Origin of the sequence: Stenotrophomonas sp. PAMC25021 (assembly GCF_004795795.1) — a bacterium.
GTDB classification, from domain to species: Bacteria; Pseudomonadota; Gammaproteobacteria; order Xanthomonadales; family Xanthomonadaceae; genus Stenotrophomonas; species Stenotrophomonas muris.
In genome coordinates, this window is the sequence record NZ_CP039255.1 from 302,202 (window position 1) to 328,836 (window position 26,635).

The 26,635-nt window shown below is 67.1% G+C and carries 26 protein-coding genes, 4 tRNA genes and 1 pseudogene; 18 read left to right on the forward strand and 13 right to left on the reverse strand.

Annotation, left to right across the window (positions count from 1 at the left end; all coding sequences use genetic code 11):
• Positions 1–29: 29 nt before the first annotated feature.
• On the forward strand, positions 30–1,256 hold the full coding sequence (locus E5790_RS01440) for an ATP-binding protein (protein WP_032960817.1): 1,227 nt from the start codon (positions 30–32) through the stop codon (positions 1,254–1,256).
• Positions 1,253–1,822 carry a response regulator transcription factor gene (locus E5790_RS01445; protein ID WP_012510702.1) on the forward strand — a complete coding sequence of 190 codons (570 nt, stop codon included), beginning with the start codon at positions 1,253–1,255 and terminating at the stop codon, positions 1,820–1,822. Before E5790_RS01440 ends, E5790_RS01445 begins: the two co-directional genes overlap by 4 nt.
• 161 nt (positions 1,823–1,983) lie before the next feature.
• On the opposite strand, the gene pgi is transcribed toward E5790_RS01445, so the two are convergent.
• From pgi to pcnB, 6 genes are all read right to left on the reverse strand, one after another.
• A complete protein-coding gene (gene pgi / locus E5790_RS01450) occupies positions 1,984–3,498 on the reverse strand; it encodes a glucose-6-phosphate isomerase (RefSeq protein WP_136191670.1) in 1,515 nt (504 codons plus the stop codon).
• A complete protein-coding gene (gene panD, locus E5790_RS01455; protein ID WP_014646751.1) occupies positions 3,495–3,875 on the reverse strand; it encodes an aspartate 1-decarboxylase in 381 nt (126 codons plus the stop codon). The genes pgi and panD overlap by 4 nt, the downstream gene beginning before the upstream one ends.
• Before the next feature lie 161 nt (positions 3,876–4,036).
• Positions 4,037–4,876, reverse strand: a complete 840-nt coding sequence (gene panC, locus E5790_RS01460) for a pantoate--beta-alanine ligase (protein ID WP_111205694.1) — start codon at positions 4,874–4,876, stop codon at positions 4,037–4,039.
• Positions 4,873–5,688, reverse strand: a complete 816-nt coding sequence (gene panB / locus E5790_RS01465) for a 3-methyl-2-oxobutanoate hydroxymethyltransferase (RefSeq protein WP_014646749.1) — start codon at positions 5,686–5,688, stop codon at positions 4,873–4,875. The genes panC and panB overlap by 4 nt, the downstream gene beginning before the upstream one ends.
• A gap of 34 nt (positions 5,689–5,722) precedes the next feature.
• Positions 5,723–6,208, reverse strand: coding sequence for a 2-amino-4-hydroxy-6-hydroxymethyldihydropteridine diphosphokinase (gene folK / locus E5790_RS01470; RefSeq protein ID WP_032960824.1), 486 nt, complete (start codon positions 6,206–6,208; stop codon positions 5,723–5,725).
• A gap of 3 nt (positions 6,209–6,211) precedes the next feature.
• Positions 6,212–7,591, reverse strand: a complete 1,380-nt coding sequence (pcnB, locus tag E5790_RS01475) for a polynucleotide adenylyltransferase PcnB (RefSeq protein WP_032960826.1) — start codon at positions 7,589–7,591, stop codon at positions 6,212–6,214.
• 52 nt (positions 7,592–7,643) lie between these two features.
• Here pcnB and E5790_RS01480 point away from each other — a divergent pair.
• Positions 7,644–7,718, forward strand: a tRNA-Glu gene (locus E5790_RS01480).
• A 525-nt stretch (positions 7,719–8,243) separates the two neighbouring features.
• Here E5790_RS01480 and E5790_RS01485 read toward each other — a convergent pair.
• The gene (locus tag E5790_RS01485; protein WP_111205693.1) at positions 8,244–9,668 is read right to left on the reverse strand and encodes a sugar porter family MFS transporter; all 1,425 of its coding nucleotides are present in this window, start codon (positions 9,666–9,668) and stop codon (positions 8,244–8,246) included.
• A gap of 180 nt (positions 9,669–9,848) precedes the next feature.
• Here E5790_RS01485 and fdxA point away from each other — a divergent pair, with 180 nt between their 5' ends.
• The gene (gene fdxA, locus E5790_RS01490) at positions 9,849–10,172 is read left to right on the forward strand and encodes a ferredoxin FdxA (protein ID WP_005409054.1); all 324 of its coding nucleotides are present in this window, start codon (positions 9,849–9,851) and stop codon (positions 10,170–10,172) included.
• A gap of 187 nt (positions 10,173–10,359) precedes the next feature.
• Here fdxA and E5790_RS01495 read toward each other — a convergent pair whose 3' ends face one another.
• Both E5790_RS01495 and dapA read right to left on the reverse strand, forming a co-directional pair.
• Positions 10,360–10,875 (reverse strand): hypothetical protein, encoded by a 516-nt coding sequence (locus E5790_RS01495; protein ID WP_111205692.1) that lies wholly within the window; start codon positions 10,873–10,875, stop codon positions 10,360–10,362.
• Positions 10,876–10,907: 32 nt separating this feature from the next.
• Entirely contained in the window at positions 10,908–11,801 is an 894-nt protein-coding gene (dapA, locus tag E5790_RS01500; protein ID WP_014646744.1) for a 4-hydroxy-tetrahydrodipicolinate synthase, read from the reverse strand.
• 163 nt (positions 11,802–11,964) lie between these two features.
• Between dapA and E5790_RS01505 the strand changes: the two genes are divergently transcribed.
• The 10 genes from E5790_RS01505 to E5790_RS01550 all read left to right on the forward strand — a co-directional run bounded on the left by E5790_RS01505 (position 11,965) and on the right by E5790_RS01550 (position 17,917).
• Positions 11,965–12,525, forward strand: a complete 561-nt coding sequence (locus E5790_RS01505) for a glycine cleavage system protein R (protein WP_005409051.1) — start codon at positions 11,965–11,967, stop codon at positions 12,523–12,525.
• A 91-nt stretch (positions 12,526–12,616) separates the two neighbouring features.
• Positions 12,617–13,096 carry a peroxiredoxin gene (locus tag E5790_RS01510; RefSeq protein ID WP_014646743.1) on the forward strand — a complete coding sequence of 160 codons (480 nt, stop codon included), beginning with the start codon at positions 12,617–12,619 and terminating at the stop codon, positions 13,094–13,096.
• 84 nt (positions 13,097–13,180) lie between these two features.
• Complete coding sequence (locus tag E5790_RS01515) at positions 13,181–14,581, forward strand: PhoH family protein (protein WP_014646742.1); 1,401 nt, start codon at positions 13,181–13,183, stop codon at positions 14,579–14,581.
• Entirely contained in the window at positions 14,578–15,084 is a 507-nt protein-coding gene (locus E5790_RS01520) for a hypothetical protein (RefSeq protein WP_014646741.1), read from the forward strand. Before E5790_RS01515 ends, E5790_RS01520 begins: the two co-directional genes overlap by 4 nt.
• Positions 15,085–15,096: 12 nt before the next feature.
• Complete coding sequence (locus E5790_RS01525; RefSeq protein WP_032957720.1) at positions 15,097–15,765, forward strand: YoaK family protein; 669 nt, start codon at positions 15,097–15,099, stop codon at positions 15,763–15,765.
• 108 nt (positions 15,766–15,873) lie between these two features.
• A complete protein-coding gene (gene thiD, locus E5790_RS01530; RefSeq protein WP_046429932.1) occupies positions 15,874–16,683 on the forward strand; it encodes a bifunctional hydroxymethylpyrimidine kinase/phosphomethylpyrimidine kinase in 810 nt (269 codons plus the stop codon).
• Positions 16,680–17,606, forward strand: a complete 927-nt coding sequence (locus tag E5790_RS01535) for an alpha/beta fold hydrolase (RefSeq protein ID WP_111205691.1) — start codon at positions 16,680–16,682, stop codon at positions 17,604–17,606. The genes thiD and E5790_RS01535 overlap by 4 nt, the downstream gene beginning before the upstream one ends.
• Positions 17,597–17,673, forward strand: a tRNA-Arg gene (locus E5790_RS01540). The genes E5790_RS01535 and E5790_RS01540 overlap by 10 nt, the downstream gene beginning before the upstream one ends.
• 58 nt (positions 17,674–17,731) lie before the next feature.
• Positions 17,732–17,808: transfer RNA gene (locus E5790_RS01545), tRNA-Arg, on the forward strand.
• A 32-nt stretch (positions 17,809–17,840) separates the two neighbouring features.
• Positions 17,841–17,917 (forward strand) — tRNA-Arg (locus E5790_RS01550).
• A 786-nt stretch (positions 17,918–18,703) separates the two neighbouring features.
• Here the strand turns inward: E5790_RS01550 and E5790_RS01555 are convergent.
• The gene (locus E5790_RS01555; RefSeq protein ID WP_111205690.1) at positions 18,704–19,624 is read right to left on the reverse strand and encodes a LysR family transcriptional regulator; all 921 of its coding nucleotides are present in this window, start codon (positions 19,622–19,624) and stop codon (positions 18,704–18,706) included.
• Positions 19,625–19,764: 140 nt separating this feature from the next.
• Between E5790_RS01555 and E5790_RS01560 the strand changes: the two genes are divergently transcribed.
• Complete coding sequence (locus tag E5790_RS01560; RefSeq protein ID WP_014646736.1) at positions 19,765–20,466, forward strand: pirin family protein; 702 nt, start codon at positions 19,765–19,767, stop codon at positions 20,464–20,466.
• 115 nt (positions 20,467–20,581) lie between these two features.
• On the opposite strand, the pseudogene E5790_RS01565 reads toward E5790_RS01560, so the two are convergent.
• Positions 20,582–20,827: pseudogene (locus E5790_RS01565) on the reverse strand (TonB-dependent receptor); the annotation flags it as partial.
• Between the two features lie 21 nt (positions 20,828–20,848).
• Positions 20,849–21,544: an alpha/beta hydrolase gene (locus tag E5790_RS01570; protein ID WP_014646735.1), complete on the reverse strand. Its 696-nt coding sequence runs from the start codon at positions 21,542–21,544 to the stop codon at positions 20,849–20,851.
• Between the two features lie 184 nt (positions 21,545–21,728).
• Here E5790_RS01570 and E5790_RS01575 point away from each other — a divergent pair, with 184 nt between their 5' ends.
• The gene (locus tag E5790_RS01575) at positions 21,729–22,868 is read left to right on the forward strand and encodes an MFS transporter (protein WP_032957729.1); all 1,140 of its coding nucleotides are present in this window, start codon (positions 21,729–21,731) and stop codon (positions 22,866–22,868) included.
• An 82-nt stretch (positions 22,869–22,950) separates the two neighbouring features.
• Here the strand turns inward: E5790_RS01575 and E5790_RS01580 are convergent, their stop codons facing one another.
• Positions 22,951–24,069: an alpha/beta fold hydrolase gene (locus E5790_RS01580; RefSeq protein ID WP_014646733.1), complete on the reverse strand. Its 1,119-nt coding sequence runs from the start codon at positions 24,067–24,069 to the stop codon at positions 22,951–22,953.
• 184 nt (positions 24,070–24,253) lie between these two features.
• Here E5790_RS01580 and E5790_RS01585 point away from each other — a divergent pair, with 184 nt between their 5' ends.
• Together E5790_RS01585 and E5790_RS01590 are read left to right on the forward strand one after the other, a co-directional pair.
• On the forward strand, positions 24,254–25,600 hold the full coding sequence (locus tag E5790_RS01585) for a cytochrome c (RefSeq protein WP_049442311.1): 1,347 nt from the start codon (positions 24,254–24,256) through the stop codon (positions 25,598–25,600).
• The gene (locus E5790_RS01590; protein WP_014646731.1) at positions 25,597–26,523 is read left to right on the forward strand and encodes a c-type cytochrome; all 927 of its coding nucleotides are present in this window, start codon (positions 25,597–25,599) and stop codon (positions 26,521–26,523) included. The genes E5790_RS01585 and E5790_RS01590 overlap by 4 nt, the downstream gene beginning before the upstream one ends.
• Positions 26,524–26,635 lie beyond the last annotated feature (112 nt).

Sequence of the window (26,635 nt, forward strand, 5' to 3'; positions counted from 1 at the left end):
CCGCCCGTGAACGCATACGATGAGCGTGAATGACCGGTCCCGACGCCCCGTTTCTCCGTACCCTGTGCAGCCTGCGCTGGCTTGCCGTAGGCGGCCAGGCCGCCACCATCCTGGTTGCCACCTGGGTGCTGGGCCTGCCGTTGCCGCAGCTGCCGCTATGGGCCGGCGTGGCGGTGCTGGCCCTGTTCAACATCTATACCCAGTTGCGTCCGGACGCGGCTGACACCGCACCGCTGACCGCGTTCGGCCACATCCTAGTGGACGTGATCATCCTGACCTGGATGGTCGGCTGGAGCGGCGGCATGGCCAACCCGTTCAGCTCGCTGTTCCTGATCCTGATCGCGCTGGCCGCATTCGCCCTGCCCCTGCGCTGGGCACTGGCGGTCGCACTGGCCTGCCTGCTCGGCTACGCCGCCAGCGGCATCTTCGGCCAGCCATTGCCGGACGGTTACTTCCGCGCGCAGGACCTGAATCGCTGGGGCGTGGTCGCCAACTTCCTGATTTCCGCCGCGGTGGTACTGGCCTTCTCCACCCGGCTGGCGCTGGCCCTGCGGGAGCGCGAACTGGAACTGTCGGCACTGCGCGAGCGCTTCGCCCGCAACGAGGGCATCGTCGCGCTGGCCACCCATGCCGCCTCGGTGGCGCATGAACTGAACACGCCGCTGGCGACCATGACCCTGCTCGCAGACGATGTGGCCGAGCGCAGCGAAGAGCCGGAAGTGCGCGAGGACATGGAAACCCTGCGCGAGCTGCTGGTGCAGTGCCGGGAGCGCGTGCTGGCGCTGGCTGCTCCGGCCTCGGCCGACGCACCGGGCCGCAGCCATTCCAGCGCACAGCAGGTGCTTGAGCAATGGCGCCTGGTGCGGCCGACCATCGACCTGCACCGCAACGATGATGCGCCGCTGCGGCTGCCGCTGGACCCGGGCGTAGGCCATCTGCTGATGGTCCTGCTCAACAACGCCGCCGATGCCGGCGAGAAAGCCGGCCGGCCACGCGTGGACCTGGACCTGCGCATCGAAGGCGACGACCTGATCGGCGAAGTCCGCGACTACGGCCATGGCTTCGACGCCCGTGCCGCCGTGCTGCCGGGCAAGCTGTTCGGCAGCAGCAAGAGCGAGGGCATGGGCGTCGGCCTGGCCCTGTCCCATGCCACCATCGAACGCCTCGACGGCGAGATGTGGATGCGCCCGGCCCAGGGGGCCGGCAGTCGCGTCGGCTTCCGCCTGCCGCTGGCCCCACGCGAGGACACCCCATGAGCCTTCACCATTCCACCCTGGGCCTGCTGGTCGACGACGACGAGCTGTACCTGCGTACCCTGCAACGCAGCCTGGCCCGCAAGGGGCTTGAAACGCAGACCGCACAGGATGCCGCCAGTGCGCTGGCGCTGGCCCGGCAGCATCCACCGGCCTTCGCGCTGATCGACCTGAAGCTGGGCAGCGATTCCGGCCTGGCACTGATCCAGCCGCTGCGCGCGCTGCGCGCGGACATGCGGATCCTGCTGGTGACCGGCTACGCCAGCATCGCCACCGCGGTGGAGGCGATCAAGCTGGGTGCGGATGATTACCTGCCGAAGCCGGCCACGGTGCCGATGATCCTGCGCGCCCTCGGCGAGGAAGACGACGGCCCGGCCGACGATGGCGAAATGGAAGTGCCCGATGCGATGACGCCGATCAGCCGCCTGCAGTGGGAACACATCCAGCAGGCGATGCACGAGACCGGCGGCAACGTGTCAGCGGCCGCGCGCCTGCTCGGCATGCACCGGCGCTCGCTGCAGCGCAAACTGGCCAAGCGGCCAAGCCCGGAGCGCGACCCGAGCCGGTGACGCGGTAGTGCCGGCCGCTGGCCGGCAACCCATCCGCTGCGGTAGTGCCGGCCGCTGGCCGGCAACCCATCTGCTGCGGTAGTGCCGGCCGCTGGCCGGCAACCTCATGAACGATTGAAGCATCACCTAGATGCCGGCCAGCGGCCGGCACTACCAGAGCATCAGCGCTTCAGCTGCGCCAGGATCTCGCGGGTCATCGGGTCGGCAACCGCCACATCCTCGCCCTGCAGCGCCGGCAGCAGGCCACTGGCCAGTTGCTTGCCGAGCTCGACACCGAACTGGTCGAACGCGTTGATGTTCCAGATCACCGACTGCACGTACACGGCGTGTTCGTACATGGCGATCAGCGCACCCAGTGCCTGCGGGGTGAGCGCGTCGAGCAGGATCAGCGTGCTCGGCCGCCCGCCCGGGTAATCGCGGTGCGGATCATCGCTGCTCTGGCCATTGGCCAGCGCCTCGGTCTGTGCCAACAGGTTGGCCAGCAGGGCCTGGTGATTGGTCGTGTAGGGATCATCGTTGTGCACACAGCCGATGAAGTCGGCCGGAACGACGCTGGTGCCCTGGTGCAGCGCCTGGAAGAAGCTGTGCTGCACATCGGTGCCTGCCCCACCCCACCACACCGGCACGGTGTCGGTGGTGACCGGCGCACCATCACGCTGCACGCGCTTGCCCAGGCTTTCCATCACCAGCTGCTGCAGGTAGGCCGGCAGCAGCGCCAGACGCTGGTCGTAGGTCATCACCGCATGCGTGGCATGGCCCAGCAGGTTGCGGTTCCAGATGTCGGTCAGGCCATGCAGCACCGGCAGGTTGCGCTCCAGCGGTGCATCCAGCGCATGCGCATCCATCTGTGCAGCGCCTTCCAGCAGCTGCTCAAAGCGCTCGAAGCCGATCGCCAACGCGATCGGGAAACCGACCGCCGACCACAGCGAATAGCGGCCACCCACCCAGTCCCACATCGGCAGTACGCGATCGGCGGCGATCGCGAAGGCCTTGGCGGCGCGATCCGGATTGGCGCTGACTGCATACAGGCGCTCGCTGCCGCCCAGCCAGTCGTGCAGGATCTGGCCGTTGAGCAGCGTTTCCTGCGTACCGAAGGTCTTGGAGATGAGGATGCCGGCGGTCTTGGCCGGATCCAGCGTGGCCAGCGTGCGCTGCATGGCGGCGCCGTCCACGTTCGAGACGAAATGCACGCGCAGGCGCGCACCGCTGACCGGACGCAGCGCGTCGGCGACCAGGCGCGGGCCAAGGTCGGAACCACCGATGCCGACGCTGACCACATCGGTCACGCCACTGTCTTCCAGCGCGCGCACCAGCACGCCCATGCGCTGGCGGATCGCGCGCGCGGTGCCATAGGCCTCGGCCGCCACCGGCGCATCGACCACATCGCCGCGCAGCGCGGTATGCAGCGCGGCGCGCCCTTCGGTCAGGTTGACCTGTTCGCCGCGGAACAGGCGCGTGATGGCACCACCGACATCACGCTCGGCAGCCAGCGCCAACAGCGCCTGCAACGCCGCGGCATCGTATTTCTGCCGGGCGAAATTGACGTACAACGGACCGACCCGCAGCGCCAGCTCCTGTACACGGCCGGGTTCGGCGGCGAGCAGGCTGGGAATGCTTGCGCCCTTCAGGCGCTGGGCGTGGGAATGCAGCGAGTCGAATCCGTTGTTCGTTGTCATGCGGCCTGGGTCGGGATCGTGTCGTTGGTGTGGGTGATCTGGTTGTTGCCATCAACGTACACCAGCTTCGGCCTGAAGCTGTCAGCTTCCTGCTCGGTCATGCTGGCGAACGCGGCGATGATGATGATGTCACCGACCTGCACGTGGCGCGCGGCGCCACCGTTGAGCGAGACAACGCCGCTGCCGGCTTCGGCGCGGATGGCATAGGTCGAGAAACGCGCACCATTGGTCACGTCCCAGATGTGCACCTGCTCGAACTCGCGGATGCCGGTGGCAGCCAGCAGGTTGTCATCGATGGCGATCGAGCCTTCGTAGTTCAGCTCGGAATGGGTGACGGTGGCGCGATGGATCTTGGTCTTGAGCAGGGACAGGTGCATGGGGGCGCTGCAACGGCAAAGGAAAGAGCGGATTCTAGCACCCGCGCAGCGCGGGGCATCACGGCCGGCAACCTGTTCAGGTAGCCGGTGAAACCGGGGTCAGAACCCTTTTCCCCTGGAAAAGGGATCTGACCCCATGCATCGCGCGGCGCCGCCGGAACTCAGAACTCCAGGTTGTCGATCAACCGGGTGGTTCCCAGGCGCGCGGCAATCAGCGCCACGCGGCCACCGCCGTCGAAGGTCGGCTCGGCCAGCTCCGGGGTGCGCAGCACCGCGTAGTCGACCTGGAACCCGGCTGCTTGCAATGCGGCCGTGGCGTCGGCTTCGATGCGATCACGTGCCTGCCCCGCCACGTAGCCCTCGCGCATGCCCAGCAGGGTGCGGTGGATGGTGGTCGCGACCGGGCGCTGTTCGTCGCTCAGGTACTGGTTGCGCGAACTCTTGGCCAGGCCATCCTCGTCGCGCACGATCTCAGCACCGACGATCTGGATCGGGAACGACAGCTCGGCCACCATCTGCCTGATCACGGCAAGCTGCTGGTAGTCCTTGCGGCCGAACACGGCCACGTCCGGCTGCACCTGCAGGAACAGGCGCGCCACCACCGTGCAGACGCCATCGAAGTGCCCCGGGCGGCTGGCGCCTTCCAGCACTTCACTGACACCCGGCGCGTGCATGCGCGTGGTCCTGTCCACGCCCAGCGGATACATCGTCTCCACGCTGGGCAGCCACACGGCATCGCAGCCGACCTGCTCCAGCCCGGCCACGTCGGCCTCGGGCGTGCGCGGGTAGCGACTGAAATCCTCGTTGGGGCCGAACTGGGTCGGATTGACGAAGATGCTCGCCACCACCTTGTCGGCGTACTGGTGGGCCAGGGTCACCAGCGAATGGTGCCCCCCATGCAGGTTGCCCATGGTCGGCACCAGCGCCACGCGCAGGCCCTCACGCTTCCACTGGGCGATCTGCTCGCGCAACGCGCCGAGCTCGTTGAAGGTCTGGATCATTGGGCGTAGGCGTGCTGTTCGTCGGGGAAGCTGCCGTCGCGCACCGCGTCGGCAAAGGCGCGGGTGGCACCGGCCACCGAGCCACCTTCGGCAAGGAAATCCTTGACGAACTTGGGACGGCGATGGCCACTGTCCAGGCCGAGGAAATCGTGCAGCACCAGCACCTGGCCATCGCACTGCGGGCCCGCGCCAATGCCGATGGTCGGTACATCCACCGCAGCGGTCACCTCGGCAGCGACCGGGGTCGGCACGCATTCAAGCACCATGATGCTGGCGCCTGCGGCGGCCACGGCCCTGGCGTCCTCCACCAGCTGGCGCGCAGCATCGCCGCGGCCCTGGATCTTGAAGCCGCCCAGTCGCAGCACCGACTGCGGGGTCAGGCCGAGGTGCGCGCAGACCGGAATCTCGCGCTCGACCAAGTAGCGGATGATGTCGACCTTGAAGCCGGCACCTTCGATCTTGACCATCTCGGCACCGGCCTGCAGCAGCTGCAGCGAGGCATCCAGCGCGCGTTCCGGGGTGGCATCGGCGCCGAACGGCAGGTCGGCCACCAGCAGCGCACGCTGCAGCACGCGGGCCACGGCCCGGGTGTGGTAGACCATGTCGGCCACGGTCACCGGCAGGGTCGAATCATGACCCTGCACGACCATGCCCAGCGAATCGCCGATCAGGATCAGGTCGACGCCGTTGGCATCGAAGGTGCGGGCGAAGCCGGCGTCGTAGGCGGTCAACATGACCAGCTTCTGGCCATTGCGCTTGGCCTCGGCCAGGGCGGGAACGGTCCAGGGCTTGCTGTCTGCGTGGGTGCTCATGTGCTGATAACCGGGGGAGATAACCCGGGCATTATCACCCTATCGGCGCGATCCCGCAGGCATCGACCCGCATCACTGCATCCTGCACGCGTCCATGGCCAGGAATTGTAAGTTCCGGCGCGATTTCGGCCAGCGGCACCAGCACGAAGGCACGCTCGTGCAGGTACGGATGCGGCACCTTCAGCCCAGGCTGGTCGAGCGCCTGCGCGCCATACAGCAGCAGGTCCAGGTCCAGCGCGCGCGGGCCCCAGTGCACTGCCGGATCACGCGTGCGACCGAAGCGCTGCTCCAGCGCCAGCATGGCCTGCAGCAGCTCATCGGCCGGCAAGGTGGTTTCGACCGAGGCCACCGCATTGACGAACGGCGGCTGGTCTTCATTGCCCCAGGCCGGCGTTGCGTAAAGCCGCGAGGCCTGGCGCAGCCGGGTCCCGGGCAGGCCGTCCAGCGCGGCAATCGCCGCGCCGACGGTGGCGGCCGCGTCGCCGAGGTTGGCGCCGAGGCCGATCCAGGCGAGGGTCATCGCTTACTCGCCCGCTGCACCGGCCGCGGCACCCGGACGACGGCGGCGACGGCGGCGCTTGCGCGGCGCTCCGCTCTCGTCATCGCCATCTTCGCTGTGCATCGCATCCAGCGACGACTCCAGCTCACGACCGGACTGCGCCTGCGCTTCGCGCCAGAACTCGACATCGGCGGCGTGCTCGGACGACGCCACCTGGCGCAGGCTGAGGAAATCGAACGCGGCACGGAAGCGCGGATGGGTCAGGGTGCGGAACACGCGCTTGCGCTGGCGCGAGCTGAAGCGCGACTGCAGCAGCCAGATTTCCTGCATCGGCAGCGAGAAGCGGCGCGGCAGCGCGATGGTGCTCAACTGCTGCACGGTGACGCGGTCGGCGGCGCGGCGCTGCGCCTCTTCCGGTGCCACGCCCTGCTTGAGCAGGGTCGCCTGTGCACGGCAGAACGCCGGCCACAGCAGCAGCGCGAACAGGAACGCCGGCGAGACCGGTTCGTCGTTGGCCACCCGCGCATCGGTATTGGCCAGGCCCTCGACCAGCATGCGGCGCAGCGCGCCGGTGCGGTTGGCTTTCAGCGCCTTGGCGCTTTCCGGGAACAGCACGTCGAGCAGGCCGTAACGCTCAAGGCCTTCGAAGCTGGCCACGCCGTGTCCGGACAGGAACAGCTTGAGTACTTCCTCGAACAGGCGCGCTGGCGCGGCTTCGTTGAGCAGGCCGGCCAGGTGCGGGATCGGCGCGGCAGTACCCTCTTCGATCTGGAAGCCGAGCTTGGCCGCCAGGCGCACCGCTCGCAGCATGCGTACCGGGTCTTCCTGGTAGCGCTGCACCGGGTCGCCGATCAGCTTCATCAGGCGCGCCTGCACGTCCTCGAAACCACCGGTGTAGTCGCGCACCGAGAAGTCCTCGATGGCGTAGTACAGGGCGTTGCAGGTGAAGTCGCGGCGGATGGCGTCGTCTTCGATGGTGCCGTACACGTTGTCGCGCACGAGCATGCCGTTTTCCATCTCGCGGTCGCCGCTGCCGTCATCGCTGTTGGCACGGAAGGTGGCGACTTCGATGATTTCGCGACCGAACACTACGTGGGCGAGGCGGAACCGGCGGCCGATCAGGCGGCAGTTGCGGAACAGCTGCTTGACCTGCTCGGGCGTGGCGTCGGTGGCCACGTCGAAATCCTTGGGTTGGCCATTGACCAGCAGATCGCGCACCGCGCCGCCGACAAGGTAGGCGCCGAAGCCGGCATCGCGCAGGCGGTAAAGCACGCGCAGGGCGTTCGGGCTGATGTCCTTGCGGGAGATCGTGTGCTGGTCGCGCGGGATGACGCGCAGGCTGAACGGTGATGTAGCAGAGGAAATGATGTTGGCGCTTCCGGTTGAAGTTTCGGGATTGCCCAATGGCATCGAGGTGCATATACTAGCGCTCCTGCCTCGGCAGCGACACAGTTACGCTCCCTTCGTCTAGTGGTTAGGACGTGGCCCTCTCAAGGCTAAAACAGGGGTTCGAGTCCCCTAGGGAGCGCCAGTCGCCGCAGCAGGAACCGAAAAAGCCCGCCTTGTGCGGGCTTTTCTGTTTTTCGGGATTGCAGTGATTGCGGTCGGGTTGGTCGCTTTGGCGCCTCCCTGCAATCGGCTCGAGCCGGTGGGGTCACCCAGGGCAGGACACGCCGTGAACCCATCCATGGGGGCTCGATGGCGCCATCCTTGGCGCCAACGGTCCTGCCCTGGGTGACCCCACCGACTCTGGACGGTTTCCCGCCAGCTGCGGCAACAACCGACCAGCGCTTCGCCGCATCCGCACGCACCATGAAACTGTCAGGAGGGGGCAGGCCGCCCTCTCCAGGACCGTTGGCGCGATGGGTTGGGCGCATGCGCCCGACGGGTTGGGCAGGAGCCCAAGCCTGGTCTTGCCGAGTGCGCAGGACAGCGCACGCGAGCAAGGCGCCATCGAGCACCATGGATGGGCTCTTGCGTGTCCTGGAGAGGGCGGCCTGCCCCCCACACTCTGGACAAGCAGGCGCCAACGGAACGCAACCGAAGCCAGTCGCCGTCAGCCTTCCATCTGCTCCAGCTCCTTGCCCTTGGTCTCGCGTACGTAGCGGACCACGAAGACGATCGAGAGGATCGCCGCGACCGCGTAGATGCCATAGGCGCCGGCCAGGCCGATGCCGGCCAGCAGCATCGGGAAGGTCACGGTGATCGCGAAGTTCGAGGTCCATTGCGCCGCACCCGCCACCGCCAGCGCCGGGCCGCGGATCTGGTTGGGGAACATCTCGCCCAGCATCACCCACATCACCGGGCCCCAGGACATGTTGAAGAACACCACGTAGACGTTGGCGGCGACCAGCGCCAGCCGCCCCATGCCATCGGACAGCTGCAGGCGCCCGCCGGCCAGGCTGCCGCTGGCAAACGCCACCACCATCAGCACCAGCGCCACCGACATGCCGACCGAGCCGACCCACAGCAGCGGCTTGCGCCCGATGCGGTCGATCAGCAGCACGGTGAGCAGGCAGGCGCCGATGCTCAGCGCGCCGGACAGCACATTGATCAGCAGTGCGTCGCTTTCAGAGAAGCCCACCGCCTGCCACAGCACCGCGCCGTAGTAGAACACCACGTTGATGCCGACCAGCTGCTGGAACATGGCCAGGCCGATGCCCACCCAGAGGATCGGGCGCAGCCTGCCGGTAGCCCTGCTGCGCAGGTCGCCGAAGCGTGGCTTGTGCTGGTCCTGTTCCAGGCTGGCTTCGATCTCGGCCTGCTTGGCCCGGGCAGCGGCCTCGCCGTACAGTCGCGACAACACCGCCCTCGCCTGCCCCTGGCGGCCCTTCAGCACCAGGAAGCGCGGGCTTTCCGGAATCACCAGCAGCAACAGCAGGAACAGCGCGGAGGGCAGCGCCTGCATCCAGAACATCCATCGCCAGGCTTCGTGGCCCAGCCACAGCGGCTCGGTCGAGGCGCCGGCGGCGCGGGCCAGCAGGTAATTGCTGAGGAAGGCCGCGAACAAACCGCAGATGATGGCCATCTGCTGCACCGTGGCCAGCCGGCCGCGATAGCGCGCCGAGGCGACTTCGGCGATGTAGGCCGGTGACATCACGCTGGCCGCCCCCACCGCAAAGCCGCCCAGCACGCGGGCCGCGATGAACAGCCAGGACGCGTGGGCCGCCCCGGCGCCCAGCGCCGAGACCAGGAACATCAGCGCGGACACGATCAGGACACCACGGCGCCCCAGGCGGTCGCCCAACCAACCGGCCAGGAATGCACCGACCGCGCAGCCCAGCAGCATCGAGGCAACTTCGAAACCCAGCGCCGCCTCGCTGGAGTTGAAGGCCTGGCGCAGGCCATCGACCGTGCCGTTGATGACACCACTGTCGAAGCCGAACAGGAAGCCACCAAGCGTGGCCACGCAACTGATCAGGACGATGAACGCCGTGTTTTCACCACCGTGGGAGGCGGTGCGGGACGGGGCCTGGGACATGGACGATCCTGCTGGGAAGGGAGCCCGGCCACCAGGACCGGTTGTCGCGCAGCCTCGCACACGCCCTGCCGTGCCGCCAATGGCCGCGCCTGCCAGACGCCCGTTTTCCGTCCCATCCCGACACCGGGGGCCAACCTGTTCTAGAATTGGCGGGTTCAGGAATCGATCCACCCCCAGCCCATGCCCTTTGTCGTCACCGAAAACTGCATCAAGTGCAAACACACCGATTGCGTGGAAGTGTGCCCCGTGGATTGCTTCCACGAAGGCCCGAACTTCCTGGTGATCGACCCGGATGAGTGCATCGACTGCACCCTCTGCGAGCCGGAGTGCCCGGTCAACGCGATTTTCCCCGAGGACGACGTCCCCGCCGGCCAGGAAGGCTTCGTTGCCCTCAACGCCGAGCTGGCGAAGGAGTGGCCGGTGCTGACCGTGCGCAAGGACCCGCCCGCCGACGCCGGCGAATGGGACGGCAAGCCGGACAAGCTGAAGCTGCTGGAGCGCTGAGAAGCGCCCGCGGCGGCAACGGAAAAGGGCGCCCATGGCGCCCTTTTCTGTTCTCGGTAGGTGCCAACCTTGGTTGGCACAAAAGCGCCGACCAAGGTCGGCCTCTACCAAGGCACGTCTTCCGGTAGGTGCCAACCTTGGTTGGCACGGAAGCGCCGACCAAGGTCGGCCTCCACCAGGGCGGCCCTTACTGAGCCAGCTTCGCCTTCAGCGTGGCGATCAGCTTCACCGGCGCTTCGGCGGTGGCCGGCAGGCCACGCGGGTCGACCGCGGAGATGTAGGCACCTGCATCAACCGCCACCACGCGGACCAGGAAGTTGCTGCCTTCGTAGGCCACGTCGTACGAGCCCAGCAGCTGCGCGCGGCTGGCAATGGTCACGCCTTCGACGCCTTCCAGTGCGGTACCGACCTTGGCGAAGGCTTCATCCTTGCCACCGGCAATGGTGAAACCGGTGTTGCCCACCGCCGGGGCTGCGGCGACCGGCGCCGCCGGCTTGGTGGCCGAGGCCAGTGTCGGCACCTTGTTGTCGGTGGTGGCGTTGGGCAGGTTCAGGTCCGGCGGTACTTCCAGCGGGCGCATTTCCGGGGCCAGGGCGTAGTCGCCCTTGACGCCACGCTTGAAGCAGCCGGTGGTGCCGGCCGCAACAGCTACAGCAAACAGGGCGTAGGACAGCACGCGGACAGTGGAAACGGATTGACGCATGTGAATCTCCTGGGTCAGACCAAGACGGAAGGTCAGTGGCTGGAAAGGGCTTCGAGGGCGGCGATGTCGCCGGCAAGGTGGTCGGCCGCGGGATGATGTGCTGCCGACAGCGGCAGCAGCGGCAGGCGCAGGTCATGGCCGATGCCGATGCGGCGCAGCAGCGCCTTGACCGGGATCGGGTTGGGTTCGACGCCACAGAAATCATGGAAGGGATGCAGGCGCGCGTCCCACGACTCGGTGGCTTCGTGGTCGTGCGCGGCAGCCAGCTCGCACATCCGGCGATACGCGCCCGGAAGCACGTTGGAACCGACCGAGATCAGGCCATCGATGCCGGCCCGGATCGAACGCGCGGCGGTGCCGTCGTCGCCACTGAGCACGGCGAACTTCGGGCTGCGCAGCGCCAGCAGCGCCTGCACCCGGCCGGTGTCACCCACCGCTTCCTTGATGCCGACGATATTGGGGTGGCTGGCCAGCTCGGCCACGGTCTCCGGCTGCATGTCGCAGCCGGTACGGCCGGGCACGTTGTACAGCACGACCGGCAGCCCGCCCTGGTCGGCCACCGCGCGATAGTGCGCGATCAGGCCAGCCTGGGTCGGCCGCACGTACGGCGGGGTGACCACCAGTGCGTGGCTGGCGCCAAGGGCGGCGGCACGGCGGGTCTGTTCGATGGTCTTGGCGGTGCCCGACAGGCCGGTGCCGGCCATGACCGGGATGCGGCCGCCGATGCGTTCGACGGCGCTGGCCAGCAGCTGGTCGTACTCGGCATCGGTCAGGGTCGCCGCTTCGCCGGTCGAGCCAGCCACGACAACGCCATGGACGCCACCCTCCAGTTGCAGGTGCAGCAGGCGCTGCCAACCATCGGGATCGAGGGCGCCGTCGGCCCGGAACGGGGTCGCCAGCGCGGTGATGAGGCCGGAAAGGGACAAGGACGTGCTGCTCTTGGCTGGGAAGGGAAACGCCCGCCACGAAAGGCTGGGGGCGGCCTGAATGTTACTTGCGGCGCGAAAGCACGGGCAAGTATGCTGGACACCGGTGGATCCCCGCCTCTGGCGGGCATTCAGACTCACGCATGCATTACCCGGAATCGCCTTGACCGACACCACCCCGCGCCCCGCGCCGAGCGAAAACCACCTCCTGATCAACGCCTATACGACGCATCCGGAGTCCCCCCTGCTGTCCGTCACCCGCCGCATCGCCGACAGCGGCTGCAACCTGGTGGACGCACGCCTGGCCACGGTCGGCCGCGATGTCTCGGTCACCGCCCTGGCCACCGGCTCCTGGGACTCGGTGGCCAAGCTCGAGGCGATGCTGACCCGGCTGGAGCGCGAGGAGGGCCTGAAGCTGGTCTGGTACCGCACCGCCGCCAAGCAGGCGCAGTCCAACCTGCTGCCGTACATCGTCGAAGTGATCGCCGCCGACAAGCCGGGCATCCTGTTCCAGCTGGCCGACTTCTTCGACCGCCAGGGCATCACCATCGAGAACCTGCAGAGCACGCGCTACCGCGCCATGCAGACCGGTGCGGAAATGTTCAGTGCACAGGTCACCATCGGCGTGCCGGCCAACATGCACATCGCCGCGCTGCGCGACGATTTCCTTGAGTTCTGCGACCACCTGAACCTGGACGCGATCATGGACCCGATGAAGTTCTGAATGAATTCCTGATTTTTCGCGCGCCTCTCACGGGCGCGTGGCGTTTCATGCAATTGTCTTGGAAAGAACCCAGGCTCGACAGAAGGACCTCATGAACAACGGCGATACCCTGGACAGCACCACCCTCTCCCTGCCGCTGGCGCTGTCCGGTGGCGACCAGGCCACCCTCGGCGACTATGCCGGCCAGTGGCTGGTGCTGTACTTCTACCCCAAGGACAGCACTCCCGGCTGCACCACCGAAGGTATCGACTTCAACGCGCTGCTGCCGAAGTTCAAGAAGGCCGGCGCGGTCGTGCTGGGCGTCTCGCGCGATTCGGTGAAGTCGCACGACAATTTCTGTGCCAGGCAGGGCTTCGGCTTCCCCCTGGTCAGCGATGGCGACGAAGCGCTGTGCAGCGCCTTCGACGTGATCAAGATGAAGAACATGTACGGCAAGCAGGTACGTGGCATCGAACGCAGCACCTTCCTGATTTCCCCCGACAGCCGCATCGTGCAGTCCTGGCGCAAGGTCAAGGTCGCCGGCCATGCCGATGCCGTTCTCGCCGAACTGAAGGCCTCCCAGTCCAAGTGAGTCCCACTGCCTACTGTGTCTGCCATCACCCTGCCCGGCAGCAGGCCGTGGTGGTTTTTCCCTGTCCGTAACCAGGAATCGACGATGACCCGAGGCAAGCGCATCTACGTGCTGGATACCAACGTGCTGATGCACGATCCGACCGCGCTGTTCAAATTCGAGGAGCACGACGTTTACCTGCCCATGCAGGTGATCGAGGAGCTGGACAACGGCAAGAAGGGCACCTCCGAAGCGAGCCGCAACGCCCGCCAGGTGAGCCGCTTCCTCAACGAGCTGGTGCAGGCCTCCGGCCTGGACAACCTGGCCGACGGCATTCCGCTGCAGCGCCCGAATGGGCTGCAGCTGCGCGGCAAGCAGAGCGCCGGCAAGCTGCGCTTCCAGACCAGCCATTTCGACGCTGGCAAGAGCTTCGGCAAGGTGATCCCGGACAACGCCATCCTCGGCGCGATCCTGGCCCTGAAGGAAGAAACCCCCGACCTGCCGGTGGTGTTCGTCTCCAAGGACATCAACCTGCGGATCAAGGCCGCCATCGCCGGCATCGTGTCCGAGGACTACGAGAACGACCGCGCGCTGGACGATTTCAGCCTGCTCTACACCGGCGCTACCGAGCTGCCGGAAGACTTCTGGAAGCGCCACGGCGACGACCTGCGCAGCTGGAGCGACAAGGGCCGTACCCATTACGAAATCCAGGCGCAGGACGGCGAGGAGTGGTACCCGAACCAGTACGTCTACCTGCCCGGCGAAGATGAAGTCGAGCTGCGCGTCAGCCGCGTGGTCGGTGACGGCAAGGTGGTGCTGTCGCTGGTCGATGATTTCCGCCACGGCAGCCACGCCGTGTGGGGCATCAGCGCACGCAACCGCGAGCAGAACTTCGCCCTCAACGCACTGATGGATCCGGAGATCGACTTCGTCACGCTGCTGGGTACCGCCGGCACCGGCAAGACCCTGCTGGCGCTGGCCGCCGGCCTGGCGCAGACGATGGACCAGCAGCGCTACCGCGAGATCATCATGACCCGCGCCACGGTCAGCGTCGGCGAGGACATCGGTTTCCTGCCCGGCACCGAAGAAGAGAAGATGACGCCGTGGATGGGCGCGCTGACCGACAACCTGGAAGTGCTCACGCACAACCAGGAAGGCGGCACGTGGGGGCGCCAGGCGACCAACGACCTGCTGGCCAGCCGCATCAAGATCCGCTCGATGAACTTCATGCGCGGCCGCACGTTCCTGTCGCGCTACCTGATCCTGGACGAGGCGCAGAACCTCACCCCGAAGCAGATGAAGACGCTGATCACCCGCGCCGGCCCCGGCACCAAGATCGTCTGCCTGGGCAACGTCGAGCAGATCGACACCCCGTACCTGACCGAGACCACCTCGGGCCTGACCTACGCGGTGGATCGCTTCAAGAACTGGCCGCATAGTGCACACATCACCCTGCGCCGTGGCGAGCGTTCGCGCCTGGCCGATTACGCTTCGGAGGTGTTGTGAACCGCCGCACCCGCCTGCTGCTGCCCACGGCTGCAATCACCCTCGCAGCCGTGCTGGGCGCCTGCACCACTACGCGCGGCCCGGCCAGTGTGCCCACCGCCGAGCGCACCGGCCAGTCCTGGGTGGTCACCCGCCCGATCATCGCCGCGCAGGTGCTCGACACCTGCTCGCGGCCCAGCCCCGGCCGCGAGGCCGGGCGGGTCAGCGGCTACTGGGCACCCAGCCGGCAGCAGATCGACCAGCTGGAAGCGAACCTGTCTTCGCTGGAGGCCCAGGTGCCGAAGGTGCTCGACTTTGACCGGCAGTACGTCGGCATCGAAAGCGCAGGCCGACGGCTGATCTACATCAATGCCTTCCACCTGCCCGACGACAGCGGCATCAATCCGGCCCGCGAAGCGATCCGCGTCTGCGATGGCGGCGCGCAGTTCTGGGGCGCGGTGTTCGACCCGGCCAGCAACACCTTCAGCGAGCTGCAGTTCAACGGCGGCTTCGGCGGGCCCTGAGGGGCCCCGCCGATGGGAATACGCCTGCCCACCTGGGTCTGGATCGGCGCGGTCGCGCTCTCGTGCGTGGCCGGCATGGTCAACGTGGTCGGCTTCCTCGGTTTCGAGCACCAGGCGGTCAGCCACATGACCGGCAGTACCAGCCAGCTCGGCATGGCACTGGCCCAGGGTGACTGGCGCGCGGTCGGACACCTGTGGGGACTGCTGATCGCGTTCTCGCTGGGCGCAATGCTCAGCGGCCTGCTGATCCAGGACAGCACCCTGCAGCTGGGCCGACGCTACGGCGTGGCGCTGGCGCTGGAGTCAGCACTGTTGCTGGTAGCCATTCCGCTGTTCGAACGGCACCAGATATGGGGTGCACTGGCCGCTGCCATGGCCTGCGGCCTGCAGAATGCGATGGCCACCACCTTCAGCGGCGCGGTGGTGCGCACCACCCACCTCAGCGGCATGTTCACCGACCTCGGCATCGGCTTGGGCCACCTGCTGCGCGGGTTGCCACTGCAGGTACGGCGACTGACCCTCAGCGGCCTGATCATCAGCGGCTTCCTCGCCGGCGGCATCCTCGGCGCCTGGCTGTTCGTGCGCTGGCAGTACGACGCCCTGCTTGCCCCCGCCCTGCTGACCGGCCTGACCGGACTGGGTTATGTGCTGTACCAGCAGTGGGCGCGTTGGCGGCATTGAGGGCGGCGCTCCGGGGGGTCAGATCCCTTTTCCTGCGGAAAAGGAATCTGACCCCATCTATCAGCGGCGACGCTACCGCCTTTACGGTGACCACGGCACAATCGCTGGATGAGCCCGACCACTCCCGTTTCCGCCCTCACCATCGCCGGCTCCGACTCCGGTGGTGGCGCCGGCATCCAGGCCGACCTGAAGGCTTTTGCAGCGCATCGCGTGCATGGCCTTTCCGCGATTGCTGCACTGACCGCGCAGAACACCCGCGGCGTCATCGCCGTGCATGTGCCGCCGATCGATTTCCTGCGCGCGCAACTGGACGCCTGCTTCGACGACTTCGACATCCACGCGGTGAAGCTCGGCATGCTGGCCAACGCCGAGGTGATCAATGCCGTCGCCGATGCATTGGAGCGCCATCGCCCGCCACACGTGGTGCTGGACCCGGTGATGGTCGCCACCAGCGGCGCGCGCCTGCTGGAAGACAGCGCCCTGCAGGCGATGCGCGAGCGGCTGATCCCGCTGGCCACGCTGATCACCCCGAACACGCCGGAAGCAGAGCTGCTGGTCGGACGGAAGATCGGCAACGGCGACGACGCGGAGCGCGCCGCTTCCGCCCTGCTCGACCTGGGCGCCGGTGCGGTGCTGCTCAAAGGTGGCCATCTGCAGGAAGGCAACCGCGTGATCGACCGCTACTTCGACGGCGTCAGCAGCGAGGAATTCATCCATGCCCGCCTGCCGCTGGACGCACATGGCACCGGCTGCACGCTGGCCTCGGCCATCGCCGCGCAACTGTGCAACGGCTTGAGCCTGGCCAATGCCTGCGAAGCCGGTATCGACTACGTTGCACGCGGCCTGCAGCAGGGCTATGCCCCCGGCCGCAGCGAGGTGCTGGTGCTCGATCACTTCGGCGCGGCACCACACGCATGAGCCTCACACCGGACGTCCTCGCCGTGCAGTGCGCTGATGGCCATCGCTATGAAGTGATTGCCTGCGTGCCTGCACAGCCCATCGCGCGCCTGCTGTGGCTGCCTGCACTGGGCGTGGCCGCGCGCCACTACCTGCCGCTGGCGCAGGCGCTGGCGGCGAAGGGCGTGGCGGTGTACCTGCACGAGTGGCGCGGCAATGGCAGCAGCTCACTGCGGCCGTCGCGCACGCAGGACTGGGGCTATCGCGAGGTACTCGAACAGGATCTGCCCACCAGCCAGGCGGTCCTTGTCGCGGCGGATGACGAGGCCGGCGCGCTGCCCTGGATCATCGGTGGCCACAGCCTCGGCGGTCAGCTGGCCTGCGTGCATGCCGGCCGCAATCCGCAGCACTTCAACCGCTTGTGGTTGGCGGCCAGTGGCTCACCGTTCTGGCGCGGCTTCCCGCCACCGCGGGGCTGGCTGCTGCCACTGGTCTACCGCTTCCTGCCGTGGATCGCACAGCGCCAGGGCGTGCTGCATGGCCGGCGCCTCGGCTTCGGCGGCACCGAAGCGCGCGGACTGATCGCCGACTGGGCGCGCGTGGGCCTGAACAACCACTATGCCTCGGCCGGCATGGACGAAGACCTCGACGCACAGATGGCGCGCGTGCATGGCAGCGCGCAGGCGGTGTTGATGGAACACGACTGGTTGGCACCGACCGGATCGATGCAGACATTGCTGGCCAAGCTGCCGAATGTGGACGCGCAGCTGCGCGTGCTGTCGGCGCAGGAACTGGGCACGCGTGCGGATCATTTCGCCTGGTTGAAGGCCCCTGACGCTGTGGCGGACCGCTTTTTCATTCAGTTGGATGAAAATTTTCACAAAACTGTTGACGGTACGCGCCGACATCCGCATAATTCCGCTCCTGTCGCAGGGCGCCCGTAGCTCAGTTGGATAGAGTACCTGGCTACGAACCAGGCGGTCGGGAGTTCGAATCTCTCCGGGCGCACCACTCGACAGGTTTTCAGCATCCGCCGCTGGAAATGCAGTAAAATTTGATTGTGTACCGCGCGCCCGTAGCTCAGTTGGATAGAGTACCTGGCTACGAACCAGGCGGTCGGGAGTTCGAATCTCTCCGGGCGCACCATACACAGTCAGCACAACAAGTTTATGTAATTGGCGCCCGTAGCTCAGTTGGATAGAGTACCTGGCTACGAACCAGGCGGTCGGGAGTTCGAATCTCTCCGGGCGCACCATTACACCGAAACAGCAGGCCTCGGCCTGCTGTTTTTTTATGCGTGTTTTTCGGCAGGGCTGCGCCCTGCACCCCTGGTAGTGCCGGCCGCTGGCCGGCAACCTCAACGGCAACAGCAGAAGCTGGCATTCCGTGGGTTGGCGGGGCGGTGTCGGATTGCGGGGACGCCGCAAGTACGTCCATGTAGCAAATGTGTTGATGGAGGGGCTTGGCCCCTCCATCAACACAGTTGCTACATGGCGATCGTCGAGATCCAGGCTTACACGGCGGCCCACGCCGGCTCTCGACACCTACGCTGCCAGATTCCGATCAGATAAGGCTTGGCAGCCGCATCCATGCGGCTGACACCCCGCACTCCGACACCGCCCCACCTTCGACAGGTTCACGCGGCTGTTGGTAGGTGTCGACCTTGGTCGACACATCTGTCAGATATCGAGTGAATTCATCCACGCATGACGTGGATCTACCGTGTCGACCAAGGTCGACACCTACCAGAGCAGTACGCCGTTCCGACAGATCGCGGAAAACTGTCGAAGGCGGGGTGGGTCCGGTTGCGGGAGTGTCCGCGGCATGGATGCCGCGGCCAAGCCCCCATGGGTGAGGGCGCTTTGCTTGCGAAGCACTGCTTCGCAAGCGCCCGAACGCACAGCCGCCAGCGGCTGGGCCGGCCTGGGGGTTTACGGCGTCTCCCGCAGCCGGACCCAACCCGCCACCTCACGGAATGCACGCTGTTGCTGTTGCTGTTGCTTTGGCCTCGGCGGGTGCAGGGCGCAGCCCTGCCAAACCCCTACCCCTTGGCCATTGCCTGCCACCACTGCGACAGCAGCTCCGGCCTGCGCAGGCGCTCGCGCCACCACCGCAGTGCCGCGCCGTCCTCGCCGGTGCGCCAGGCCAGCCAGAACGTTTCCTCCGGCTTGTGTTCCTCCACCTCGCGGATCACCAGCTGGCCACGCGCCACTGCAGCGCGCGCGCACGGCTCGGGCAGGAAGCCGAAGCCCACACCTTCGCATTGCAGCTTCAGTTTGCTGGCCATGTCAGGCACGGTCAGCATCTCCTGCCCCATCAACAGGCCCACCGTGCGCGGCAGCGACCGCCGCGCCGAATCAGAAACGGCGATCGCGCAGTGCTCGACCAGCTGCTCGCGACCGAGCACGCCCGGCACCTTGGCCAACGGATGATCCGGTGCGACCGCGAACACGAACTCCACCGTGCCCAGCGGCTCGACCACGTAACCACCGCCACTGGGCCCCTCGCCCGGCGCCCCGACCAGCAGGTCGGCGCGGCGGTCCAGCAGGGCCTCCCAGGTGCCGGACAAGGCCTCGCCGATCAGCCGCAGCCGGGTCGGCGCCTCCGCCTCACGAAACGCGGCGATGTCCGGGCCCAGCAGCCAAGTCGGGAACACCGAGTCCACCGCCAGGGTCAGTTCGGTCTCCCAGCCCGACGCCACCCGGCGCACCCGCAGCTCCAGCTCGCGGGCCGCACGCAGGAGATGCCGACCCTCGTCCAGCAGGGCGCGTCCGGCCTCGGTCGGTTCGGCACGCGGGCCGACCCGGTCGAACAGCTGCACGCCCAGGTCCTCCTCCAGCTTGGCCACAGTGTAGGAAATGGTCGAGGGCACCTTGTGCAGCGCCTTGCCGGCGCCGGCAAAAGAGCCGCGGCGGTCGATGGCATCCAGGATCTGCAGGGCATCGAGGCTGAGCTTGAGCATTCGAATTTTTCGATGATGGCCGTCAAAACTATCCGTTTTTCAAACCCCGGGCGCAAGCAGATACTTCTCTCCAACGGGGAAACACGGCAACTACCGCCTCACCCCGCCCCATCGAAACCATCGAACAAGGAGATTCCATCATGCTGCAGATCCGCAAGAGCGCTACCCGTGGCCTGGCCGAGCATGGCTGGCTGTCCTCGCGCCATACCTTCTCCTTCGCCAACTACTACGACCCCCGCTACGTCAGCTTCGGCCCGCTGCGGGTGATCAACGAAGACAAGGTGATCGGCGGCCAGGGCTTCGGCACCCATAGCCACAGCAACATGGAGATCGTTTCCTATGTGCTGGGCGGCGCGCTGGAGCACAAGGACTCGATGGGCACCGGCTCGGTGCTGCGCTACGGCGACGTGCAGCGCATGAGTGCCGGCAGTGGTGTCAGCCACAGCGAATTCAACCACTCGGCCGACGAGACCGTGCACTTCCTGCAGATCTGGATCTTTCCGGACCGCGAGAACATCACGCCGTCCTACGAGGAGACCCACTTCGCCCCGGAGACCAAGCGCGGCCAGCTGCGCCTGATCGCTTCGCCGGACGGCGCCGACGGTTCGCTGCGCATCCACCAGGATGCCCGCATCTTCGCCACCATCCTCGATGGCGGCCAGAAGCTGCACCACGCGCTCGGCAATGGCCGTGGTGCCTATGTGCAGGTTGCCCGAGGCCAGCTGCAGGTCAATGGCATCACCCTGGAAGCCGGTGATGCACTGCAGGTCAGCGACGAAGCGCAGCTGACCCTGGAAAACGGCAACGACGCCGAAGTGCTGGTGTTCGACCTGCCGCTGTAACCACAACGCCCGCGATGCCGCAAAGCATCGCGGGCGCATTTCCGTAGAGCCGAGCCCACGCTCGGCTGCGGTGTGACAGCCAGCCGAGCGCGGGCTCGGCTCTACAGGACCCGCGTCAGAACCTGTACGTCATCGCCAGCCGCACATTGCGCGGCTCACCCCAGGTGTAGGTGCTGTACCAGCTGAAGATCGTGTAGTAGCGCTTGTCCAGCAGGTTGTTGACGTTGAGCGTGGCCGACAGGCGATCACTGAATTCATAACGCGCCATCGCATCCAGCAACCAATACGGTTGGGTGCGATGTACCACCTTGGCCTGCGTGGCCGGGTTGGTGATCTCGCCGAAGGTGGAATCCTGTCGTGCGGTGCGACGCGCCGCGCAGGCTCAGCCGCCGATGGCGGCGCAGGCCTCCAGGATCAGCGCGGTCACTTCCTTCGGCTGCGAGGCCAGCGAGGCATGGCTGGCATCCAGCTCCAGCAATCGCTTGGGCTGGATGCGCGTGGCCATGGCCTTCTGGTTGTCCGGCGCGATCATGCGGTCTTGGCGGGACAGCTGGTACCAGCTCGGCTTGTGCTTCCAGGCCGGATCGCTGACCGCATCACCGAAGGTGCTCGCCAACGGCGCCTTCTGGGTCACCGCCATCACCCGGCCCTCGTCGGCGCTCAGGTCCTGGCAGAAGCTCTCATGGAACCTGTCCGCACGCAGCCACAGGTAGCCATCGCTGTCGGGTGCCAGGTTCGGCGCTGCCTCCGGCAGGTGCTGCTGGGTGATGCCACCGGGGCTCTCGCCGGCATCAGGCGCGAAGGCAGCGATGTAGACCAGGCCCTTCACGTTGGGCTCGCTACCGGCCTGGCTGATCACCGCGCCGCCGTAGGAGTGGCCGACCAGCAGCACCGGCCCGTCGATCTGCCGGATCATTTTCCGGGTGCGTCCTGCGTCGTCGGCCAGCGAGGTAAGCGGCAGTTCCACCGCCTGCACGCGGTCGTGGCCGTTGCGATGCAGTTCCAGGATCACCTTGGCCCAATGTGCGGCCCCGCCCCAGAATCCATGGACAAGGAGGATGGTCGGTGTCGTGCTCATGTACAGGTCTCCGGCAGCGGCCGGCGGGATGCCGACTGTGCAGCCACTGTCCGTGCGTGGCGTTAATCGCTGGTGACGCAATCGGGTCACTGCAATCGTATGCGTCGTTTGATGTCGTGCATGGCACTTGCCGACCTGGCCTGATAACGATTTCATGGAGCTCTCCCGGAGCTTCGCATCTCGCATGACGCCTTCATCCCCACGTGCCCAGCAGCACGCCACCCGTGCCGCCTTCTTCATTCCCGGCTTCGCCACCGCCGCGTGGGCGCCGATGGTGCCCTACGCAAAGGCCAAGGCCGGGCTGTCCGACGCCAGTCTCGGCGCCGTGCTGTTGTGCCTCGGGCTGGGTTCGTTGCTGGCGATGCCACTGGCAGGTGCGCTGACCGGGCGACTGGGATGCCGTCGGGTGATGGTGATCACCTGCGCGATGATGCTGGGCGCCCTGCCCTTGCTGGTGCTGGCACCCTCGCCCGTGGCGCTGGGCGCAGCGCTGTTCGTGTTCGGCGCCGGCGTCGGTGCATTGGATTGCGCGATGAACATGCAGGCCGTGGCGGTCGAGCGCGACGCCGGACGCGCGATGATGTCCGGCTTCCACGCCTTCTACAGCATCGGTGGATTCGTCGGCGCCGGCTGCATGACCGGGCTGCTGATCCTCGGCACGCCGCTGTGGCTGGCCGCGCTGCTTTCGGTGGCCGCGCTGCTGCTGGTTGCCGTGCTGTCGGCACCGCACTGGCGTCCGCAACGGATCCTGCACGAAGGCCCGCTATTGGCGCTGCCGCACGGCGTGGTCCTGTTCATCGGCGTGCTGGCCTTCGTGGTGTTCCTTGCCGAGGGCTCAATGCTGGACTGGAGTGCGGTGTTCCTGGCGGAAGTGCGGCAGGTACCGCGCGACCAGGCCGGGGCCGGCTTTGCGTTGTTCACCCTGGCGATGACCGCGATGCGCCTGTTCGGCGACGGCATCGTCGAGCGCCTCGGCCGGACCCGCACGCTGGTCATCGGCGGCATCACCGCTGCGGCGGGCTTCACCCTGGCCACGCTGGTGCCCTCGTTCCCGGTGGCGTTGGCCGGCTACGTACTGGTCGGGCTGGGCTGCGCCAACATCGTGCCGGCGCTGTTCTCGATGGCGGGCCAGCAGCGGGTGATGCCGGAGAGCATCGCCATCACCGCGGTGACCACACTGGGTTACGCCGGCATCCTCGCCGGTCCGGCAGCGATCGGCGCACTGGCGCATGCCACCAGCCTCGGTTTCGCCTTCCTGTGCGTGGCCGCGCTGCTGCTCGGCGTCGCGGCGTCTGCCCGCGCACTGGCACGACGCGTGGCCTGACAGAAAAAGGGGACGGAGGGGATTAAGTCGTTTCCCGCACACCTGGCCTGGAAACGACTTAATCCCCTCCGTCCCCTTTTTCTCAGCTGCGCGCCAGCCACTCAGCCTGGGCCGGCAGCTGCGGTGCCGGGCACGCGCTCTGCGGATGGTGCTCGTCGCGCGCCATCCAGTCATCGACCACGCCCGCCAGCAGGTCCAGCCGCAGCGGCAGGGTGATGTGGTCCTCGCCGCGCATTTCGATGTAGTGCGCGCGCGGATTGGCCTGGGCCAGTTCGCGGCCCTGGCTGACCGGAATGTGCTGGTCGCCCTGCCCGTGCAGCAACAGCACGCAGGCGCGGGTATCGGCCAACGCACGCGCGACGTCCACGCGGTCCAGATCGACGTCGATGCGGCGGCTGGCGGCGGCGATCACCTGGTTGATGTCCTGGCCGCCGTAGCGCCAGCGCGCGTACGACGCCACCGCCTGCGCCTTCAGGCCTTCCGGCTGGAGCCCCATCAGGTGCGGGATCATGGTACGGATCGCCACGCCGGCATTGGCGAACGATTCCATCGCCACCACGCCTTCGACCTGGTCACCCAGCTTGTCGGCGGTGAACACCGCCGTGGCCGCACCATAGGACACACCGAACAGGTACAGGGGCCCGGTCACTTCGCCGCGCGCGCGCAGCTCGCCGATCACATCGACCACGTCATCCGACTCATAGGTGCCATAGCCGGACGGGCCGGTGCCGGACTGGCCGTGGTTGCGCAGGTCGAGCGTGACCACGCGGTAGCCGGATTCGGCCAGCTGCAGCGACCATGGCAGCATCGAATCACCGTTCATCATCCACCCATGCAGCAGCACCACGGTGCCGCGCGGCGCCTGCGCGCGGAACGGCTGCGGCACGGCCAGGCTCAGGCCGGTATCCAGCGGCAGGCCGTTCTCGTGGCGCTGCGGCAGGTAGCGGTAACGCGCGCCGTAGTCGCCCGGATCGAATACGCGCCAGAAGATCGGCACGCCATCGCGGCCCGCCGCGAAGCCATGGCGGTTGGGCAGTTCGGCGATGGCCGCGGCGATGCGCGGACGATCGAGCAGGGTCGACACGCCGCCCGGCGCGATCAGCTGATCGGCGAGTGAGGTGGACGAGGCGTTGATCGAGGATGAGCATGCGGCCAGCCACAGGCCGGCGCACGCCAGCAACAACAGCAGCAGGCGCTTCATATCACGTCATAGGGGTGAATCAGACAGATTGGGACGGTAACGCCCAATAGACCGGCCATCTATCGCGCACGGATGACGGCTTGATGACAACGCAGGAACGATTCAGTTTGGTGTAAAAGCTGTATCGGTTCAGTCATTGATCCGGATCAATGAACGCGCGCCCGGGAGTGCCCACAGTGCCGCCATGCGCATCTCGTTCAAGCTCGCCATTGCCCTGGCCGCCACGGTAGCCGCCGCCTACGGCATTGCCCGCAGCACGCCCTACTGGTTCGCACCGCGACAGACCGCGCAGGTCGACATCCACGATCCGGCGCTGATCGCGCAGGGGCGCTACCTGTCACGTGCCGCCGACTGCGCGGCCTGCCACACCGCGCCGGGCGGCAAGCCGTTCGCCGGTGGCCTGGGCATGCAGACGCCGATGGGCACGATCTATTCGACCAACATCACCCCCGATCCGGACTCCGGCATTGGTGCCTACGACTACGCCGATTTCGAACGCGCGGTCCGCCGCGGCATCCGCCACGACGGCCAGCCGCTGTATCCGGCGATGCCGTATGCCTCGTACGTGATCGCCAGCGATGCCGAGATCAAGGCGCTGTATGCCTATTTCATGGGCTCGGTGCAGCCGGTGAAGCAAAGCAACGCCGACAGCACGATTCCATGGCCGGCCAACATGCGCTGGCCTTTGGCATGGTGGCAGCTGCTGTTCGCGCGCCCGCGCAGCTTCAACCCGGATCCGTCGCTGGATGTGGGCCAGCAGCGTGGCGCTGAGCTGGTTGAGGGCCTGGCCCACTGCGGCGCCTGTCATACACCACGTGGGCTGGCGTTCCAGGAGAAGGCGATGGCCGACGATGGCAGCCGCCAGTTCCTGTCCGGCTCGGTGCTGGAAGGCTGGTATGCGAAGAACCTGCGCAATGAATCGACCGGCCTGGCCAGCTGGAGCGAGGGCGAGATCGTCGACTTCCTGCGCACCGGGCGCACCGATCGATCGGCAGCCTTCGGTGGCATGGCCGACGTGGTCGAGCACAGCACGCAGTACCTGTCCGACGCTGACCTGCTGGCCATGGCGCGCTACCTGAAGCAGCTGCCGGCGCGTGAGGGACGCAGTGCGCAGTGGTCGCCTGGTACCGACACCACCACCGCCGCGCTGCGTAGTGGCGACTATCGCGTGGCCGGTTCGCTGGCCTATGCCGAGCACTGCCAGGCCTGCCACCGTGCCGACGGGCGCGGCATGCCACGCGTCTATCCGGCCCTGGCCGGCAACTCGATCGTGTTCGCCGACGACCCCAGTTCGCTGGTGCAGGTGACCCTGATCGGGGGTCGCACGCCGCATACCCCGCACGACCGCATGGCCTTCACCATGCCCGGCTTCGAGCAGCTGCCGAACGCGCAGCTGGCACAGATCCTGACCTTCATCCGCAGCAGCTGGGGCAACCAGGCCAGCGCGGTGAGCGAGGTCGAGGTGGCACGCATGCGCCGGGTGGTGCGTGACAAGCCGGTGCACTACGTTCCGCAGGAGGCCGCACGATGAAGCGTTCGCGCAAACGTTCCCGCCTGCTGCTCGGTAGTGCGATCACCGTGGTGCTGCTGGCCGGTGCGGGCACCCTCGCCTATCGTCACCTGCACCCGGGCCTGGATGCCGCCGTAGCCAGTACGATCGATATCCTCGATGCACAGGGCAAGGTGGTCGCCCACTACCACGCGCCCAGTGCCGAGGAGATCGCCGGACTGGGCAATGCCGAATCGGTGATGCTCGGCCGGCGCATCCTCAACGAGACCGCGCGCCTGCTTCCGGACAACGTCGGCAACGATCTGAACTGCAATTCGTGCCACATGGCCGAGGGCAAGCGACCGTTCGGCAACCACTACTTCAATACCGGCGGCGGTGCCTATCCGCGCTACATGCCGCGCCCGGGCAAGGTGATCGGGCTGACCGAGCGCATCAATGGCTGCCTGCAGCGCTCGATGAACGGCAAGCCGCTGCCGAAGGACGCACCGCAGATGCGCGCGATGCTCGACTACATGGCGTGGCTGAGCAGCCCGGTGCCAGAGGGTGCAAAAGTGGCCGCGCCCAGTGAGGGCCCCATCGACAGCACGCTGACTCCGGACCCGGTCCGTGGCCAGGCGCTGTATGCCGTGCAGTGCGCCGCCTGCCATGGCGACAACGGCGAAGGCCGACGCGATGCCAGCGGTGACATCGCCTTCCCGCCGCTGTGGGGCGACCACAGCTTCAACATCGGTGCCGGCATGGCGCGCCTGTACAAGGCGGCCGGTTTCATCAAGCACAACATGCCACCGGCAGTGACCCGCGCACCGCCGCTGGGGCAGCAGGTGATGCCGGACCAGGATGCGGTGGACATCGCCGGCTATTTCATCAACCAGCCGCGGCCGGACTTCGCCAACAAGGGCAAGGACTGGCCGCGTGACCCGAAGCCCAAGGACGCACGGTACTGAAGCAGGCGGCGGGTGCCGGCCGTCGCAGAACACGATTCCTGCATCGCCACGTCATGCCGATGTCATTGGCGCTGCCGACACTCCGGGGCTTCCCTGCTCTGAAGGTCCGGTC